The organism is Nemorincola caseinilytica, from assembly GCF_039540515.1.
GTDB classification, from domain to species: Bacteria; Bacteroidota; Bacteroidia; order Chitinophagales; family Chitinophagaceae; genus Nemorincola; species Nemorincola caseinilytica.
In genome coordinates this window covers 47604-65852 of the sequence record NZ_BAABFA010000005.1, presented here as the reverse complement: position 1 = coordinate 65852, position 18249 = coordinate 47604, and the positions used below count along the sequence as shown (strand labels likewise).

Here is an 18249-nt window from a genome sequence, read left to right as displayed (position 1 = left end):
GGCAACGCTTTATACCAACGACAATTTAATACTATTCGCTTATGCCATCAACTGTAGCTACGCCCAGGTCCGCACGCATATCATTCGAAGAATTCAAGCAGGAAGCCCTGCAAGACCTCCGCATGGTCGTAGCCAGCCGCGAGGCCAGCCTCATAGGCAGGCGCGAGGTGCTCACCGGCAAGGCCAAATTCGGCATATTCGGCGATGGCAAGGAACTGGCGCAGATAGCCGTGGCCAAATGCATCAGGCCCGGCGATATCCGCAGCGGTTACTACCGCGATCAGACCCTTATGTTCGCCACCGGCATGAGCGATATACAGCAGTTCTTCGCCCAGCTATATGCCGATCCCAATATCGCTAACGAGCCCGCTACCGGCGGCCGCATGATGAATGGCCACTATGGTACCCGCTGGCTCGATGATGATGGCGAATGGAAAGACCTGATGGCCACACCTCAGTCCAGCAGCGACATATCGCCTACTGCCGGGCAAATGGTACGCGCACTGGGCCTTGCCTATGCGTCCAAGATGTACCGCAATAACGAAGACCTGCATACCGGTTTCGAAAAATTCACCAACAAGGGCAATGAGGTGGTATTCTGCACCATAGGCGATGCCTCTACCTCCGAAGGCCTCTTCTGGGAGAGTGTCAATGCCGCAGGCGTACTGCAAGTACCGCTGGCTGTCTTCGTTTGGGACGATGGCTATGGCATATCCGTACCCCGCTCCTACCAGACCACCAAGAACTCCATATCCGACGCCCTTGCAGGCATGCAGTGGGACGAGAAAAAAGGCGGCATCAATATCTACACAGCCAAGGGCTGGGACTACGCCGGCCTCGTGCAGACCATACAGCAGGGTATAGCCCGCGTACGCGAAACACATATACCCGCCATCTTCCACATACAGGAGATGACACAGCCACAGGGCCACTCCACATCGGGCTCGCACGAGCGCTACAAGAGCAAGGAGCGCCTGGAGTGGGAAAAAGAATGGGACTGCATAGCCCGCATGAAACAGTTCATCCTCGAGAACAAGATAGCTACCGAGGAAGAAGTGGCCGAAATAGAGCAGGAAGCTAAGGAAGAGGCCCGCCTGGCCAAGCAGCGTGCCTGGGACAATTTCCTGGCGCCTGTAAAAGAGCAGGTGGCACAGGCAGTGAACCTCTGCACACAGGCAGTATACGAGGGCGGCGCCAATGCCCAGGCCATAGCGGCCATATCTGTAGAGCTGAATGGTATAAAAGAACCCATTCGCAAAGACGTGATGCAGGCCGTGAGCAAGGCAATGGCCCTTTGTACCCCGGGAAGCGAGGCCGTACGCGGTCTGCGCAACTTCTACGAGCATCTTCGCCACGACAATAAACAAAAGTTCTCTTCTCACCTGCATTCCGAATCGCGCTATAGCGCCATGAAGGTGAATGAGGTGCCTGCCGAATACGATGCCGAGCCACTGCAGCTCAATGGCTACGAGGTGCTGAACAAGTACTTTGATCACACACTGGCCACCAACCCTGCCGTACTTGCCTTTGGCGAAGACCTCGGCAAGATAGGCGACGTGAACCAGGGCTTTGCAGGCCTGCAAGAGAAGTATGGTACCCTTCGCGTTACCGATACCGGCATACGCGAGGCCAGCATCATAGGTCAGGGCATAGGCCTGGCACAGCGTGGCCTGCGCCCCATAGCCGAGATACAGTATCTCGATTACCTGCTCTATGGTCTGCAGCCCCTCAGCGACGATGTTTCTACCATGCTCTACCGCACCCGCGGCGGGCAGAAATGCCCCATCATAGTGCGTACCCGCGGCCACAGGCTAGAGGGTATATGGCACAGCGGCTCGCCCATGGGCATGATCATAAACTCTATTCGTGGCATGTACCTATGCGTACCCCGCAATATGGTGCAGGCCGCAGGCATGTACAATACCCTGCTGCAGAGCGATGAGCCCGGTATAGTGGTAGAATGCCTGAACGGCTACCGCCTCAAAGAGACCATGCCTTCCAATATAGGTACCTATACCGTTCCCTTCGGCGTGCCCGAGGTCATACGCCAGGGTACCGATATCACTATCGTATCATATGGTTCTACCCTGCGTGTCATAGAAGAGGCCATCACTACCTACCTGGAGCCGCAGGGCATCAGTTGCGAGGTGGTAGATGTGCGCACCCTGCTGCCGTTCGATGTGGACCATATCATAGTAGAGTCGCTGAAAAAGACCAACCGCATCGTCTTCGTAGACGAGGATGTGCCCGGTGGCGCTACGGCCTATATGTTCCAGCAGGTCATAGAGATCCAGGGTGGTTACCGCTGGCTCGATGTCGCTCCGCGTACCATTACCGCGCAGCCGCACCGCCCGGCCTATGCTACCGATGGCGACTACTTCTCTAAGCCCGGCGCCGAGACCATAGCCCAGGTCATAGAGCAGATGATGAGCGAGTAGCTACAGGTATCGCAACAATATCGTTCTCCATATATACAGTAAATGATGCGTTTTTTGCTGTTGCCCGTTTTCGTGTTCCTTTATGCAGTAGCAAGTGCGCAGCCTGCTGCCATATTGTATAAGAGTTACGCACAGCAGTGGCATTATGTCGATTCCCTCGGCAGGAACACTCGGGACCTCAGCCACGAGCAGCGCATGACCATGCTCGACCAACAGGCCGGCTGGGCAGATAACAATAGGGACATAACACTGGCCAGCCTGCTGCGTCGGCGCAAATATGCTATAGAGATAAATACGCTATCTGCCGAATCTCCGGCGCTTGAAGAGAAAATGCTGCAGCTCGTCATCACCGCCCGCAATAACGAGCTGAGGGCAGTAGAGGCCGATGCTATGCAGCTCATGGCACATTATTGGGTCAGGTTCCACAAGCTCAGTCTCGCATTTCAGAACTACCAGGCGGCCTACCACATATACAAGCCCATACCCGCCGCCGAATTTCCCAAAAAACGCGAGTATATATACGAGCTTGGCGGCATGTACTATCGCTACGAGGAGAATAGCACCGCACTGCGCTACCTCAAAGAGGCACTCAACACTTCCGCCCCCGACGATGCCTTCGTAGACCCTATACTCAACAATATAGGCCTCTGCTACCGCCGCATGAAGGAGTACGACAGCGCCGAACATTATTTCCGGCTCATATACCACCATGCCAAAAGGATCAATAACCCCGCATGGGAAGGTATAGCTACGGGCAACATAGGTATCACCTACTTCTACCGCAAAAAGTACGATGAGGCCATACCGCTCATAGAAAAGGATATAACCCTCAGCACCGCCACCGGGCAGATCCGCAATGCTGCCGAGTCGTACTACATGCTATCCTGCATATACTTCGAGCGCAACGACCTGGCCAAAACACGCCAACTGCTCGAAGATGCCCTGCGCCTCTGCCGTCCACGTCCCTTCTGGCCCGACCATGCCCTTGCCGAAAAAATATACCGCCAGCTATACAAGACATACGCTGCAGAGGGCAATATGCGCATGGCCTACCTCTATGCCGACTCCACACTGAATGCTAAAGACAGCGTTGTGGCCATGCACAATGCCGAGAACCTGGCCCGTGCCCGCGAGCGCATAGAGTTCATACAGAAAAAACTCGAGGCCGAACAGCTCCTGAGCCAGAAGCGCGCCCAGCTCATCATCAGGAACAGCCTTATAGCCGCTATAGTATTACTTACCATCATCGGCATCATGTTCATCAACCGCCAGCGCCTGCGGCAGAAAAAGCTGCTGGCAGAAAAGACGGTGGCAGAAAAAGAGCTGCATCATGCCGAGGCGCAACTGGACAATTTCAAACGCAGCGTACAGGAAAAGAACAACCTTCTGGAACAGTTCGCCATCGAGATAGAACGCATAAAACAGGGGCAGGTACAGGAGTCCGATAATGAACTGCTGTCACAACTGGAAAAGGCCACCATTCTCACCGACGAGCAATGGGAACATTTCCGAGAGGTCTTCGAGAAGGTACACAAAGGCTTCTTTGCCAACCTCAAGAGAAAGATACCCGACCTCACCCCCTCCGAGGTCCGCTTTCTGGCCCTTACCAAGCTGAAGCTATCCCCCAAGGAAATGGCCTCTATGCTGGGCATATCTGCCAATGCCATCCGCATATACCGCCACCGCCTGCGCCGCAAGCTGGACATGGACAAGGAAGGCATGATAGAAGAACTGGTAGACGACCTCTGATCTACTACTATCCGAATATAGGCCCTGCGACACTGATCGGAACATGGCCCCCTGTCTTTATATTTGACACATGTACAAAAAACTCTATCTCGTCGGCCTATGTGTCTATGCTTTGCTCTTGATGATGTCCGTGGTCTTCTATAAGGAACGCATCATATTCCTCGATGCCGCGTTCGCCGTTTTCCACATCGTCAAAGACGGCGACCTCGCTATACAGATATTCCGTTTCGGCGACGGCCTGGCCCGGTTATTTCCACTAGCTGCATACGGCCTGCGGCAGCCACTCCATATCATCGCTTTGTTATATTCTATAGGATCCGTACTGGTATACCTCATTCCCTATATCATCTGCGGTACGGTACTGAAACAGTACAGGCTGGCGCTGGTCATTCTACTGGCCAATATCCTGTTCGTGTCCCATTCTTTCTACTGGCCTACAGCACAGGTACCACAAGCCATAGCTTATTTGATGCTCCTGTTATCTATACTATGGGACAAAGACCTGCATCGACCCAACATTGCTTTATTTGCCGTCACTGTAGCGCTGATGATCACTATTGTATTTTTTCATCCCCTAATGGCGCTATGCTTCTTCTACGCTATGGTCTTTTTCCTGATTAGGAATATGACAGGCATCAACCGAAGAACACTGTACACATTGTGCATTTTGTTCGTTACCGTCTTTCTTATAAAGAACATTTTCTTCCGCGCAGAATATGAAAAGCATTCGCTTAGCGGGCTTAAGAACTTCATCAAACTTTTCCCCAACTATTTCGACACCTATACAAATAGAAGGTTCCTCGCTGCCATCATAACAAAATATTATTGGATCGCTATTATATGCGCCATCGTGTCGGTACTCTACCTAAAAAACAGATCATATAAGAACCTGATCTTTTTCCTGGGTACCACTTTGGGTTATATCACATTGGTCAATACCTCCTACCCCACTGCCGAAACACCGGCATTTTATTTAGAGGTCCTATACCTTCCCCTGGGTCTATTTCTTGCGCTGCCCATCATATTCGATGTACTCCCTGCCATCAAAGAACGATATGCCATCACGCTAATGGTGGCAATAATGATCACAGGATGCTACCGCATATATGCTACTCATATACCATATACCGAACGCCTGGAAATGGAGCGGGAATTTCTCAAAAAGCATGGGCATACTAAAATGATAGCAGGCAGTCAAAAAATGGATATTTCATCGCTTCAAATGTTATGGGGCACTCCCTACGAGTTCTGGCTACTGTCTACAATAGAGAACGGGTATTCTGCCTCCATCATTATAGATGATACTCCCTCCCAAAGAGCATGGGCTGCAGAGAAGAACAAAGAACTGATAGTGAACTGGAACCACTTCTCCTACCAGGAACTCGATACACGATATTTTCGTTTCAATGACACCATCTCCGGCTATAAAATAGACCCCGACCTATAACATCGCTTATACTTACTATCTACCTTATCATCACACATATTTCTCTCTGAAACACCCATGTAACATCACTGAAATGCATTTGTAACACTCTGAAACACAAGTGTAACGGCAAATATTTGGAAGCCCCCATATAGCCACTCTACTTTTGCGGCATGACCTCCGGCTCCGGCGAGCAACACCTAGGCTACCGCAGATACGCTACATATATCGGCCTTATTATTATAGCTGCGCTAATGCTGATAGCCGGTATATGGATATGGTTCGAGAAAGAACGGTCACAGATCGATGATAAGATCTACCGTACCAGCCACCAGCTTATGCCCTCCGACCCATCATACGAAACTGAGAATACCGGTACAGTACCGGGCACTACTCATAAAGACATAGATGCATTCTATATAGACCATTACAGGTACGAACGACCCGCAGAATGACATTGTGAACTACATAACGATAACGGGCAACGTTATCACCTCATACCATGGCATACTCATTCACATACTTATGAGTATATCAGCCATAGGCGGCTGAACGGTATTACCCCGCCGTTCATGCCGCCACCCTTAGGGGTCTATCACTCAAAATTTTCTTTCATTTTTTCTTCATATTTCTTTTTCTGCTCCTCATCGCCTTCCATCTTGGCTATACGTCCGGCAGCGGTCTTCAGCAGCGGCATACGGGTGCCGGCCCTTGCGGCCACATCCTTATCTTCGTCCTTTAGCTTGCCCTTGTACTCTCCCACCGTCTGAAAGAAGCTTCCCCCCAGCATAGTACGGGTCATTTTACTGGTCTCCCACACCGTAATGTCGGCATATACTTTGGCAGCCCGGCCAAATGCCTCATTGCTGCTCACGTTCTTCATATACGCCCCCAGCGACATCCCAAAACTCATCTTCTTGCGATACGCCCCGGCTGCGTTCGCCTCATACAGGGCCACATCCTCATCGGTCCCCTTCTTACCTATCAGGGTCCATATCACGCTCTCCAGCGCACCGCCGGGCTTAGTGGCCAGCAGCTTTTTGGCTATCGCATATGCTGTATCCTTGTCCAGTTTGTCCAGTGCCTCCAGTGCAGCGCCTGCCACCATGTATGAGCTATCGTTCACAGCTCTTAGCATAACGGTCTTTGCAGCGTTCGTTTTCCATGCGGCCAGCACATCAAAGGCCGCAGCGCGCACCTGGCGGTTATCATCATTGGCAGCTATATCGGTTACCCTGGCGGCCCAGCGTTTGCGGTATTTATCGCTCTGCGCCCGCTCTATCTGCCCCAGTGCATATTTACGCAACTGGTATACACTATCGTTCAGGCCCATATCTATTATGGCCTGCGATGCACTGTCAGACATAGCCTTACCTGCCGCGTTCAATGCCAGCCTGCGGCTTATATGGTCTTTGGCCGCACCATATTGCATTGCCCAATGTATCGGTTTCTTGTTCTCCTTTATCTCGCCGGGCAGCACATGCGCATTGTCGGGTATCACTACAGGGCGCACACCATTGCGGTATGGGTAGGAAAATGTATGTGTACGCTTATTTATATCCCAGTCCACTATCGTCTCTTCCGTTCCATACATCACCGCCGTCTTTAGCGGCAGCCTGTACATGAATACCGAGTCTTCCTGTACCTGGCTCACTTTTACATTCAGCACCTGCGCCGCATCGTCATAGTTGTGCTCTACCTTCAACACAGGGTGGCCCGCATGGTAATACCATTCGTTGAAGAACCAGTTCCAGTCCTGCCCTGTGGCCTCTTCTACTGCCAGCCGCCAGTTATGCGCCTCTGCCGATCGCAGTGCGTTCTGTGTCAGGTACAGCTTCATGGCCTTGTCAAAGGCCGCATCACCTATAAGGCGGTTCAGGTAGTGCAGTGTTGCCCCACCCTTGTTGTACGATATGGCATCGAACATTTCCTCCCTGCTGTCGTAGTAGAAGCGCGCCAGCTGCGGATCATTGCCCCTCGATGCAGCTATATACAGTTGCAGATCGTTCCAGGCCAGCTCCGCGCCCGATACCTTACCATGTTTCCAGTTACGCCACAGTTGCTCGCCATAGTTGGCAAAAGACTCGTTCACCGTAGTGTTGCTCCACGATTCGCAGGTCACATAATCGCCGAACCACTGGTGGAACAGCTCGTGCGATACTATATCCTCGTTCTCCTTGTCCATCAGCTCACGGTCGGTCAGGTTCATGAACTCGCCGAACAGCGATGCCGTAGTATTCTCCATCGCCCCCGATACATAGTCCCTCACCACCACCTGGCTGTACTTGTTCCATGGGTAGGCTACTCCTGTGCGGGTAGAGAAATACTCCATCATCTCCGGCGTATGCTGAAACATCTTGCGCGCATATGGCGCATATTCAGGCTCCACATAGTAGCTCACTTCCTTGTTCTTCCACTTATCCTTTATCACACTGTACTTCCCTATCGCGAACATGGTAGCATATACCTGTATGGGCATATCCATTTTCCATATGTCGGTGCGCATACCGGTAGGCTTCATCACTACCTGTTTCACCAGTGCGCCATTGCTCAGGGTGGTCAGGCTATCGGGCACGGTCAGTTCTATCTGCGTGGTATGGCGGCTGTTGGGCTTGTCTATGGTCACCATCCAGTGCGAGTTCGCCTCGGTCTCGCCCTGTGTCCATATGTGCGCATGTTTGTTGGGCGCCTGTCCATCGGTATTTATGAAATATAGCCCCCTGTCATCGGTAATGGCCGCACTGCCTCCCGTTTTGGAAGCATACGGCATAGCCTTGAAAACAAGATACAGCGTCACCGTATCAGTAGCGGCATATGTCTTGTCAAATGTTATCCTTAGCTTGTCCTTTTCATAGGTATACCGCAGTGGTGTATTACCTTTCTTACTCACCAGCAACACACTATCCATGCGCATGCCTTTCGCATCCAGTTCCATGGTGTCTGTAGCGTAAAAATAAGGGCGCAGCTTTAACCACTCCCGTGCATCTGCGGTCTTTTCCTTGCGGTCGAAGGAGAGCGCTATACGGGTATTGACGATGTCCCACACGCGTGTGGCCGAGGCCTGGTAAGGCATGGGGCCTGCAGGTACAGATATCCTCAGCGTGTCCAGGTATACGGTACTGTCCTTTACAGGTTCCTGTGCATATAGCATCACCGGACCACACAGCAGCAGGCCTGCGAATATGTTTCTGATCATTGAGCGTAGCTTGAAGAAAGACAAATGTAATTAAAAACCGTCCCCACCATATCCCTTATTAAAGGTGATAGCGTTACAAAAAAAGGATCACTGGTCGCCCAGCTCTTCCTCTGCCGTGGTCTTGAAGGTGAAGAAACGCTGGGAAAGATAGCTGAGAACGGCCGTGATGACACTGATGAACACGAACGATATATCGGCGCGTACCATGGGCAGCATTATGGCAAAGGTCTTGATGAGCACATAGGTAAGCAAGATGAAGGTGGCCGTGGCCAGCGCATACCTGAACAGTTGCTTGCGCCCCCTTATGTTCGACTCGGGGAAAACTATATAACGCGACAGCATGAAACCTATGGGAAAGCTGACGCAGAACGATATGATCTGTGCACCTACGGCCGCCGTTATGTTCACATTGCCATATATATGCGTGCTTTCCCTGCGCAGGATAATATTGAATGCAAAGGAATATAGTACAAGCGAAAGTACGGTATTGGTACCGCCGCATGCCAGGTACCGGAATGTCTGCAGCGGTATGATACGGGCAAAGGGAGGATGAAAGAAGTCTATCGTCTTATTAATGATATTTCTGGCGGCAGACAGCAAGGTTCAAGTAAAATTGCCGCAAATATAGCACATTTGCCCTACATGGCATGTATCTGCGCATGCCCGGGCCTATAATTTCTCCCCTTGTTCGGCCAGCCGGAAACCGGCTTTCATCACCTTTTGCTGTTCTGCAGTATCCCACAGCAGTGGGTTGGTATGGTTAAAGTGTATGAAATGTACCTTGCCGCGCGCCCGGTACGGCATACCTTCCGTGAATAACTTTATCGTCTCCTGTACAAAGGGGTGCGGCACTTCGCTCATACTACGACCGGGCAATTCCCCGTCTCGGTAAAAGGTACCGTCTATCAATACCACATCGGCTGCCGTGGCCACATTGCGTATGTCCGTCTGCCATTTCTCCCATTTATCTATATCAGGAATGAAGATGTAGTTCTTCTCTCTCGTACATACGCCCAGTCCCACCGTCTCCGAATATTCGTCCCTGTGCGGCACCCTGAAGGCGTACACACCCACCCCGGGCGCCAGGTCATATGCTGCTTTTTTCTTCCCGGCCATGTCGGCACTGTCCATCACCTGCGCTATGTCCACCAGCTTTATGTTGCCCAGCCTCACCAGTTGGCTCCATGGGCCATTGTCGGTAAGGTATTGGCGCATGCGCGGCATCACATATACCGGCATATCCCTGGTATTCATCACTTCGCGCCCCAGTTGCATCAGGCCGGTATAATGCCCTATGTGCGCATGAGTAACGAAGATACCATCGGGCAGATACTTATATCTGCCACGCGTAAGCTCGCTGAAATATTGCAATTGTGCCGCTATATCGGGCGTGGCCTCCAGCAGCCACCATTTACCGCTGGCGCTGTCGGCATATGCCAGGCTGGTCACATACCTGCGCTTGTCTTTGCTCGCCCATGCATCAGCGCAGCATTTTTTGATACAGCCTGCATGCGGATAGCCGCCATCCTGCGCCACACCCAGCACATAAATCTGTGCCCGTGCGCTATGCGCCAGCAGCATCATTGCCACTATATACAGGTACCTTCGCATACACCAAACATACTCAAAAATGCCGGTAGCAGGAATACATACATCCCCGTTACCGATACCTCACCGTACAGCACACATCATTGCAGCTCGAAAACGACAGGCAGGTTGAAGATAACCTTTACGGCCCTGCCGTTCTGCCTGCCGGGCTTCCAGGGTGGCATACTGTTCACCACTCTCAGGGCCTCCTCATCGCAACCGCCGCCTATGCCGCGTACCACATGCGCATCGGTTATCTTGCCATCCTCGTTCACCACAAAAGATACTATCACCCTACCACCTATCCCGAATTCCCTGGCCGCATGCGGGTAATTGATATGGGCCGCCAGATAGGCCTGCAGGTCTCCGCTGAAGGCAGGCATCTGTTCTACATAGGTCAGCGGTTTATCGGGCCGTGTATCGGCCGGTGGCGTTATGGTGTTGCTGCCGCCGGGCCTTATATCGGGGGTTATGTCCCCCTCTTCTCCTATCACATTCCCTCTCCCCACATTGGCATGTGTCAGGTCGCTGGCATGGGCCATATGCCTGTCGTCCGGTATGGGCTCATCGGTCACCACAGGGTCGGTCAAAAGCCTTGTAGGCCGCGCATGTGGCATTACAGCCCTCGGTGGCGGCGGCGGTGGCGGCACCACTACAGGCGGTGGCGCAACATACACATCCGTCAGTATGGTCCCGTCCAGTATTCGTTCGGTGGTAGCCTGTACATCCTGCTTGTGCAGCAGGCCATACAGAATGATGGCGGCAAGTGCACCATACAATATGGCCACGGCCTTGCCTACCCTTTGACCATAGCTCTTGCGCAGCTGGTAGCCTCCATAGCTCTTGTTGCGGTTGTCGAAGATGATATCCAGGTAGTCGGCATTCTTTAGGGCGTTGATCTCCATGATAGTTCGTTTTAGGTTTCACTCATAAGATGCGCATACCCATGAATTTCCATAAACGCCATACGCAAAAAAACAGAGGCGTCCTGATCGGCGCCTCTGTTATATCAAAGAAATAAATTACTGTTACTCTATTCCTGTAAGTTCTACATCGAAAACCAGTACCGAGTTAGGTGGTATCTGCTGTCCGCTGCCGCTGGGGCCATAGCCCAGTGCCGATGGTATGTAGAACGTGCCCTTCGTGCCTATCTGCAGCAGTTGCACACCCTCATCCCAGCCCTGTATCACCTGACCTATACCCAGCGTGAAGTCGAACGGACGCACATGGCCGAACTTGGGGTCGGTGTTCGAGTCGAACGCGCGGCCATCCAGCAGGCGGCCTGTATAGTTCATCGTCACTTTCTTACCCTTTGCGGCATTCGGGCCCAGGCCCTTTTGCGATATAGTGTAATACAGCCCCGATGGTGTACGGGTGGCCTTTATCTTGTTCTTCGCCAGGTGGTCCTTTATCTTCTTCTCGTCTATACTGGCCTGATCGGTTATATCTACTATCTCCACATCGAATATCAGTATAGAGTTGGCAGGTATCTGCGGACTCCTGTCCTGGCTGCCATATGCCAGTGCCGATGGTATGTAGAGCGTGGCCTTGGTGCCCTTGCTCAGCAGCTGCAGACCCTCGTCCCAGCCTTTTATCACCTGGCCCCTGCCTACCGTAAGGGTAAAGGGTTCCACATGCTTGAAGGCGGTATCGGTATTAGAGTCGAACTTCTGACCGTTTATCAGCATACCTGTATAGTTCACGTTCACCATCTGCCCGGCAGCTACATTAGCTCCCGTGCCCTTTTTGGTTATAGTGTAGTACAGTCCGCTTTCCGTTTTTGTCGGTGTCAGTTTCTTCTTCTTGAAGTACTCCTGCAGCAGTTGCTCATCTATACCCTTCTGTTTGCCGGCCATTTCCTCGTCATACTTCTTCTGCTCCTCTGCCGTCCTTACCGATACCACCTGTACCTGGTACACCATCTTCTGGCCAACGCTGGGCTTCATGCCGGGCATCTGCGGTGCATTGCCTTTCAGCAGTGTGTCCACAGGTACTGTCAGCAGGGCGCTGTCGCCTGCGGCCAGCATCATAAAGCCTTCCATCAGGTCGCCGTTGCGGGTAGGTGCGGTCATCTTCACAGGCACAGGCTGGGTAGCATTGTACATCTTGCGCGAGTCGAAGATGGCGCTATCGCCCAGGTATACATGTATGAACATCTCTACCTGGTCGCCAATGCCGGCCTTGCGGGTACCATCGCCTTTCTTTATTACCTTATACTCTATGCCGCTGGGCAGTGCGGTATAACCATCTGCTGCGGGTGTCTGTGCATTCGCAGCGCCGGCCATGCCTACCGCCGCCATCAGGGGTAAAAGGGTCTTTTTAGTTCTTATCTTCATTTGAGCAAATACATTTGGTGTAAATATATCAAGGGTTATGTTAGCCATCTTGTTAAAAGATCGACTATCTGCCAGGCGCTGCCGCAGACATGTCGGGCGATGGGGCAGAAGCCGCTGACGCATCTGCTACCTCTACCTCGAATATCAGTATCGAGTTAGGAGCTACCAGCGGGCTGGGGCTGTTAGGACCATATGCCAGTGGCGAAGGCAGGTAAAGGGTGGCCTTAGCGCCCTTCTTCAGCTGCTGTACACCCTCGTCAAAGCCGGGTATCATCTGGCCCATGCCCACCTGGAAGGTCAGCAGGTCGGTACCGTGGTGACCTATCGCAGTATCTATGTTAGAGTCGAACGCCACACCTTCCAGTGTTTTGCCGGTATACTTCATTTTCGCGGTCATGCCCTTGGCTATCTGTGCGCCTGCGCCCGGCTTGTGTACTATATAGTATACGCCCGATGCTGTTTTCTGCGGCTTCAGGTTGTTCTTCGTAAAGTACTCCTGCAGTTTCTGGTCGTCCAGCGGCATCTGCGCGGCCTTCTGCTCTTCCATCTTCTTCATCTGCTCTGCCTGCTTGGCCTGCATTTCCTTCTGGAACTCCTCTTCGTTCTTTACCGATACCAGCTTCACCGATATCTTTATGGTATTGCCTTTCTTCATCCACTCTGGCACGCGGCCTATCTGCTCGGCAGGCATTTTGCTCAGTATCGTATCGCAAGATATGTTCACTATCGCGCTATCGCCGGCCGACATATGGGGGAATATCGCCACCAGGTCGCCTATGTTGCGGGCGCTGTCCAACTTGGTTATCTGCGCCTGGCCCTGCTTGTAAGAGTCGGCCACTGTCAGTGTGTCTACTTTTGCCACCAGGTGGAACTCTATGATGTCGCCTATGGCTGCGTTCTTGCCTTCTACATCCTTCACGATCTTGTACTCAAGGCCGTTCACTTTTTTGAAGTCACCTTTACCACCGCCGCAGGAAGTGATACCAAGTGTAGCTGCGCCCAGTAAAGCGATAGGAATGATCCTCTTTGTCATGTTCTTAGTTTTTATTAAATTGTTTTGTTATGTTATTTTGGGTGAATATCCGACAAAATTCTCTTAAAATGTAAAATTGTTTCCTCAAAACTCATTTTCGATCGTCCGCCCGATGCATTGAAGTGACCGCCTCCATCGAAATGCAGCCTGGCGAATTTACTCACGTCGAAATTGCCCTTGCTGCGGAACGATAGTTTCACCTCATCGCTACGCTCGGTAATGAGGGTCGCGAACCTTATGCCCGCTATGCTCAGCGGGTAGTTCACCAGCCCTTCGGTATCGCCGTTCTGCACATTGAAGAGGTTCATATCCTTGCGCGACAAGGTTATCAGCGCCGCATCATACTTGCGGAAGATCTCCATCCGCTCTATCAGCACATACCCCAAGAAGCGCATGCGCCCCTCGCTCCACGAGTCATACACTTCCTCATGTATGCGGGTATGGTCTATACCGCGTGTCATCAGGTCGGCCACCATCAGGTGTACGCTGGCCGTAGTGGCCGGGAACCTGAACGAGCCCGTATCTGTCATCACACCTACATACATGCAGGTGGCTATATCTTTTGTTATAAGGGCATTATCGCCGCACAGGTTTATGAAGTCATACACCACCTCGCATGTGCTGCTTTTCTCCGGCATGCTGATGCCGTACGTCCACTGCGGTTTGGGAAAAAGGTGATGGTCCAGCATTATCTTCGGCTTGTCCAGCTCTTCCACCAGTTGCTCCAGATGCTTGGTACGGTTAAAGTCGTTGAAGTCCAGCCCAAAGATGATATCGGCATTTTTCAGCGCGTTCTTTGCTGTGTCGGACTGCGCCTCGTAGTTCACCAGCTTATTGCAGCCGGGCATCCACCTCAGGAACTCCGGCACCTCGCTGGGCGCCACAGCCGTCACCGTATGGCCCCTGCCCACCAGATAGTGATACAGCGCCAGCATACTGCCTATCGCATCCCCATCGGGCTTGTGATGGGTGGTGATAAAAACTTTGCACGGATCTTTCAGTAAAGGTAAAGCGTCGTGTATCGGCAGCATCTGGGTAGTCCCCACCCACGCTTTTATTATTGAGCACCGGGTTTGGGGCTGCAAAAATATGGTTTCTCCCTGTTATGTCAAAAGTTATTGTTTTGTTTACACATTTACTTCCCTTACCCTTCCATCCTTCGCATCATTGTTCAGACAAACCTTAGCATTTCATTATATACTACTAATGTAACTTGCATACACTTCAAAAAAGACGGCACACCCATTTTTATATCACTGGAAATTGACAACCCATCTCCTCCCCATCGGGGATGTCGGGAGGGGCTCCAGCCTAGAAGGCTCTATGTGAAGACCGAAAAGAGGAAAAAGGAAAATGAATATGATACATTTATTGATGCTGGCCATGCTGCTGGGCCAACCGAAAAACAAGATCATCCACTGGTCTGAGGACCGCAAGCTCACCATGGAGGATTTTCAGAAAGTGGCCCATCACAGGAACACCAACGAATATTCAGGTCAGACATGGAGCGGTATAGAACCCGAATACCATACCGATGGCTACAAGCTCACCTACAAGGTACCCGCACTCTTCAACCGCGACTCATCATGGATGGTCTACTACGATGCCAAACACTCCGGCGACCTGGATGTGGAATGGATGAACCGCAGGGCAGGTACCTATGGCCTCTCGCACGAACAGAAGCATTTCGACATAACCGAGGTGTATGCGCGTAAAATAAGGAAGATGTTCCGCGAGGAAGTGAGCCGCGGCAATATAGACCGCATAGACGACCGCCTGGAGCGTTACTTCCGCGAATGGGAGGAATGCCAGGACCGCTACGATAGCGAGACCCAGCACTCGCTGAACCAGCCTATGCAGGCCAAATGGGATACCAGGATACAGGCCATGCTCGACGAGCTCAGCGACTATAAGGAAGATGAGGGCGAGGTGATACTCGGCCAACGCAGGCGGTCGTAGCGCCGCCTCACCTGCCACCAAATAGCGATCGTTTCTTTACAGGACGGTCGCTTTTTTCTTTCCTGTCCTCCTTCGATGCCCATTTTATTTTCACCTTGCCATCGGGGCCGTCCACGGCCCTCAGGTGCAGCACTATACCCTGCATACTGCGCTCCTGCCGCAGCTCGTCGTCTACCACCAGTTCATCCTTCTTGGGGTTGCGTAGCGGTATGTCCATCAGTATGTCGGTACCCGTCTTGCCTATGGCATAGGTACCTTTCACATGCATATTTATGGCGTTCGATTCTATGAACATCGGGTGAATGGTGATCTTATCTCCCTGTATCGTAAAACGGTTATCGATATCGCGGAAGGCGATACTATCCAGGTTCCTGTTCCTGAACACGAAAGTGCTGATGGCCTTTAGCGGAGCGAAACCGATCAGCGTACCACCCTCCAGCCTGAAGGCCGCAGTACCGTTTATGGAATAAGGTACGGGCTCGCCATTTGGCCGTAGCGCTCCCGATACTTCTATATCTGTAGATAGCTTGCCGCCTATGTTCCTGTCGGTTATAGAGCTCTGCCCAAAGTTCTCGAACGCCGTGAAGAATTGCCGCACATCCACATGCTCCACGGTCGTGTTCAGGGTATAGCTGATCCTGTCCGCCTCCTGTTTTACATGCACATTCACCTTTAGTTTCCCATTGGCATGCTCCACACTCACGTTCTTCAGCGCTATGTCCGCCCCTATCATTTCCACATCGCCCCTTAGCTGTTTTGCCGTAAAATGTCTGTACGTCAGCTTATCTACCCGCACATTCATCCTCACACTACTTGCATCCAGAAATCTATCCAACTGATCCGATAGCCTGGCCGTACCCGTGGTATTGGTCCCTACCTGCACTGCCTTTCGTGCTGCCAGCAAGGGTACGAACTCGTTCAGGTCTATCTGGGGGCTTTGTAGCTGCCAGTCCCATATTATCTTCCGTGGGTCGGTATAGTACAAGTTCAGAAAGTTCAGCAGCCGGCCCTGCATGTTCAGCACCGTATTGCCACGCTGTAGCCGTGCATCATCTATAAAAAGGTCGCTACCGCCAAAGCGCAGCGTAGCCCCGCTATTGCTGAATATAAGCCCGCGCGGCACATAGGTCATACCCGCATCGCTTACCTTTATGGTGCCATACATATAGGGTCGTGTGGTATCGCTGCGGTACACCCCGCCCTTGTACAGTATGTTCACCTCGGCCTTTCCTTTGTCGAACCGGAAACTGCTACCTCCCGTCAGTGCGTTGGCCTGCTTCATATCGAATGTGGACCGGAAGCGCCCCTGCAGTACCGGCCTCATTATGTTCGATATGCTTATCGTATCGGCCCTGAAGGGTATGCCATGCCACTGCCCTGTCAGCCCCTTCAACTCTATGATGGCATTATCGTCCTTATAGCCGCCATCCTTCACACGTTCGTTATTGTAGATGCCGGTGAATGTGCAGTGCTCTATTGCCACATCGCCCGTCATGAAGGTGTTATCCTTCACCTGCCATGTCACGGTCACATAGGGCGTATCGCGGTACTTGGCATGCCCCTTCAGTACGGCCTGCACATCTATCTTTTTCTTAAGATCATACTTATCCAGCCTGTTCACTATGGGCGGCGTCAGGAAGGAAAGGGCATTCTTATACATGATGCCATTGGCCTTTATATCTATGATAAAGGTGGCCGGGGACTCTTTCACCACTATGGTGCTGCCTATCTCTACCTTATCATCGTCCAGCATAAAGGGGCGCATGGGTACGGTCACCGTCTCTGTCCTGTTATCGTACGATGCCGTAAGATGGGTCTTCAGACGTTTGTCTTTCAGAAAGCTGCCCCTGTTGGTATTGAACATCATGTTCTTTACATGCACACTCAGGTGTATGCGCGCATCCCAGCCTGTGGGCCGGTATTCCAATTCCGATGCCGCCTTGTGTATCACAAAATGAAAGTCCTTGAATTTCACCTTGTTCTCTATCAGCAGCTCTACATTCGTCAATTCTATTTGCCCCAGCCGTGGCAACTCTTTCTGTTCGCCATCTTTCTTTTTCTCCTTTTTACGAAAGATGCTCGCATTGCCATAACCGGTACTATCAGTATACAGGTGTACCCTGCCATTCTCCACGTTCACATGACGTATGCGCGGCTTGCCCGATAGCAGCGACCTCAGGTCCACTGCCACGAATATGTTCTTTGCCCGCAGCAGATCGCGCTTATGGGTCTGCCACAGGCTGTCTCTTAGCGAAACGTCCTCCAACTCTACAGTTACATGGGGGAAACTCCTCAGTATATGCGGCTCCATCTGCCCTATATGCAGCTCACCATTTATGTTGTCTTTTAGCTGTTCCAGTACATACCCGAACACCCGCTCCTTATTGCGCTGTACATATATGGCTATGCATACGAAGAGGATGAGCATCAAAGCGACCAGCGAACCTACGACCTTTAGTACCAGCTTTACCCAACGCATGCAATAGAAGTTTGTGAAGAGGGTCATTGACCGCCCATTATTAGGA

Annotated in this window: 13 protein-coding genes; 5 read left to right on the top strand and 8 right to left on the bottom strand. The window is 51.8% G+C overall.

The annotated features are described in order from the left end of the window. Nucleotides 1-41: 41 nt before the first annotated feature. The 4 genes from ABD843_RS02570 to ABD843_RS02555 all read left to right on the top strand — a co-directional run bounded on the left by ABD843_RS02570 (nucleotide 42) and on the right by ABD843_RS02555 (nucleotide 6068). Nucleotides 42-2438, top strand: coding sequence for an alpha-ketoacid dehydrogenase subunit alpha/beta (locus ABD843_RS02570; protein ID WP_345078052.1), 2397 nt, complete (start codon nucleotides 42-44; stop codon nucleotides 2436-2438). Between the two features lie 42 nt (nucleotides 2439-2480). Continuing rightward, a complete protein-coding gene (locus tag ABD843_RS02565; protein WP_345078049.1) occupies nucleotides 2481-4187 on the top strand; it encodes a tetratricopeptide repeat protein in 1707 nt (568 codons plus the stop codon). Between the two features lie 121 nt (nucleotides 4188-4308). Continuing rightward, a complete protein-coding gene (locus ABD843_RS02560; protein ID WP_345078046.1) occupies nucleotides 4309-5634 on the top strand; it encodes a hypothetical protein in 1326 nt (441 codons plus the stop codon). A 152-nt stretch (nucleotides 5635-5786) separates the two neighbouring features. Next, the gene (locus tag ABD843_RS02555; RefSeq protein WP_345078043.1) at nucleotides 5787-6068 is read left to right on the top strand and encodes a hypothetical protein; all 282 of its coding nucleotides are present in this window, start codon (nucleotides 5787-5789) and stop codon (nucleotides 6066-6068) included. Between the two features lie 140 nt (nucleotides 6069-6208). Here the strand turns inward: ABD843_RS02555 and ABD843_RS02550 are convergent, their stop codons facing one another. The 7 genes from ABD843_RS02550 to ABD843_RS02520 all read right to left on the bottom strand — a co-directional run bounded on the left by ABD843_RS02550 (nucleotide 6209) and on the right by ABD843_RS02520 (nucleotide 14796). Beyond that, a complete protein-coding gene (locus ABD843_RS02550) occupies nucleotides 6209-8809 on the bottom strand; it encodes a M1 family aminopeptidase (protein WP_345078040.1) in 2601 nt (866 codons plus the stop codon). An 87-nt stretch (nucleotides 8810-8896) separates the two neighbouring features. After that, nucleotides 8897-9409, bottom strand: coding sequence for a GtrA family protein (locus ABD843_RS02545; RefSeq protein ID WP_345078037.1), 513 nt, complete (start codon nucleotides 9407-9409; stop codon nucleotides 8897-8899). Nucleotides 9410-9478: 69 nt separating this feature from the next. Beyond that, nucleotides 9479-10420 carry an MBL fold metallo-hydrolase gene (locus tag ABD843_RS02540; RefSeq protein ID WP_345078034.1) on the bottom strand — a complete coding sequence of 314 codons (942 nt, stop codon included), beginning with the start codon at nucleotides 10418-10420 and terminating at the stop codon, nucleotides 9479-9481. A gap of 77 nt (nucleotides 10421-10497) precedes the next feature. Then, nucleotides 10498-11301, bottom strand: a complete 804-nt coding sequence (locus ABD843_RS02535) for an energy transducer TonB (protein WP_345078031.1) — start codon at nucleotides 11299-11301, stop codon at nucleotides 10498-10500. A 123-nt stretch (nucleotides 11302-11424) separates the two neighbouring features. Further along, nucleotides 11425-12732, bottom strand: coding sequence for an FKBP-type peptidyl-prolyl cis-trans isomerase (locus ABD843_RS02530; protein WP_345078029.1), 1308 nt, complete (start codon nucleotides 12730-12732; stop codon nucleotides 11425-11427). Between the two features lie 64 nt (nucleotides 12733-12796). Then, nucleotides 12797-13765 carry an FKBP-type peptidyl-prolyl cis-trans isomerase gene (locus tag ABD843_RS02525; protein ID WP_345078026.1) on the bottom strand — a complete coding sequence of 323 codons (969 nt, stop codon included), beginning with the start codon at nucleotides 13763-13765 and terminating at the stop codon, nucleotides 12797-12799. A gap of 32 nt (nucleotides 13766-13797) precedes the next feature. After that, nucleotides 13798-14796, bottom strand: coding sequence for a DHH family phosphoesterase (locus tag ABD843_RS02520; protein WP_345078022.1), 999 nt, complete (start codon nucleotides 14794-14796; stop codon nucleotides 13798-13800). A 328-nt stretch (nucleotides 14797-15124) separates the two neighbouring features. On the opposite strand from ABD843_RS02520, the gene ABD843_RS02515 reads away from it, so the two are divergent. Next, nucleotides 15125-15724 (top strand): hypothetical protein, encoded by a 600-nt coding sequence (locus ABD843_RS02515; protein ID WP_345078019.1) that lies wholly within the window; start codon nucleotides 15125-15127, stop codon nucleotides 15722-15724. A 7-nt stretch (nucleotides 15725-15731) separates the two neighbouring features. Here ABD843_RS02515 and ABD843_RS02510 read toward each other — a convergent pair whose 3' ends face one another. Then, nucleotides 15732-18203, bottom strand: a complete 2472-nt coding sequence (locus ABD843_RS02510; RefSeq protein WP_345078016.1) for an AsmA family protein — start codon at nucleotides 18201-18203, stop codon at nucleotides 15732-15734. Between the last annotated feature and the right edge of the window lie 46 nt (nucleotides 18204-18249).

Excerpts from the sequence above, each read along its gene's own strand:
- ABD843_RS02570 (WP_345078052.1), top strand. The coding sequence starts at position 42 with ATGCCATCAACTGTAGCTACGCCCAGGTCCGCACGCATATCATTCGAA.
- ABD843_RS02565 (WP_345078049.1), top strand. The coding sequence starts at position 2,481 with ATGATGCGTTTTTTGCTGTTGCCCGTTTTCGTGTTCCTTTATGCAGTA.
- ABD843_RS02560 (WP_345078046.1), top strand. The coding sequence starts at position 4,309 with ATGATGTCCGTGGTCTTCTATAAGGAACGCATCATATTCCTCGATGCC.
- ABD843_RS02555 (WP_345078043.1), top strand. The coding sequence starts at position 5,787 with ATGACCTCCGGCTCCGGCGAGCAACACCTAGGCTACCGCAGATACGCT.
- ABD843_RS02550 (WP_345078040.1), bottom strand. The coding sequence starts at position 8,809 with ATGATCAGAAACATATTCGCAGGCCTGCTGCTGTGTGGTCCGGTGATG.
- ABD843_RS02540 (WP_345078034.1), bottom strand. The coding sequence starts at position 10,420 with ATGCGAAGGTACCTGTATATAGTGGCAATGATGCTGCTGGCGCATAGC.
- ABD843_RS02535 (WP_345078031.1), bottom strand. The coding sequence starts at position 11,301 with ATGGAGATCAACGCCCTAAAGAATGCCGACTACCTGGATATCATCTTC.
- ABD843_RS02530 (WP_345078029.1), bottom strand. The coding sequence starts at position 12,732 with ATGAAGATAAGAACTAAAAAGACCCTTTTACCCCTGATGGCGGCGGTA.
- ABD843_RS02525 (WP_345078026.1), bottom strand. The coding sequence starts at position 13,765 with ATGACAAAGAGGATCATTCCTATCGCTTTACTGGGCGCAGCTACACTT.
- ABD843_RS02520 (WP_345078022.1), bottom strand. The coding sequence starts at position 14,796 with ATGCTGCCGATACACGACGCTTTACCTTTACTGAAAGATCCGTGCAAA.
- ABD843_RS02515 (WP_345078019.1), top strand. The coding sequence starts at position 15,125 with ATGATACATTTATTGATGCTGGCCATGCTGCTGGGCCAACCGAAAAAC.
- ABD843_RS02510 (WP_345078016.1), bottom strand. The coding sequence starts at position 18,203 with ATGCGTTGGGTAAAGCTGGTACTAAAGGTCGTAGGTTCGCTGGTCGCT.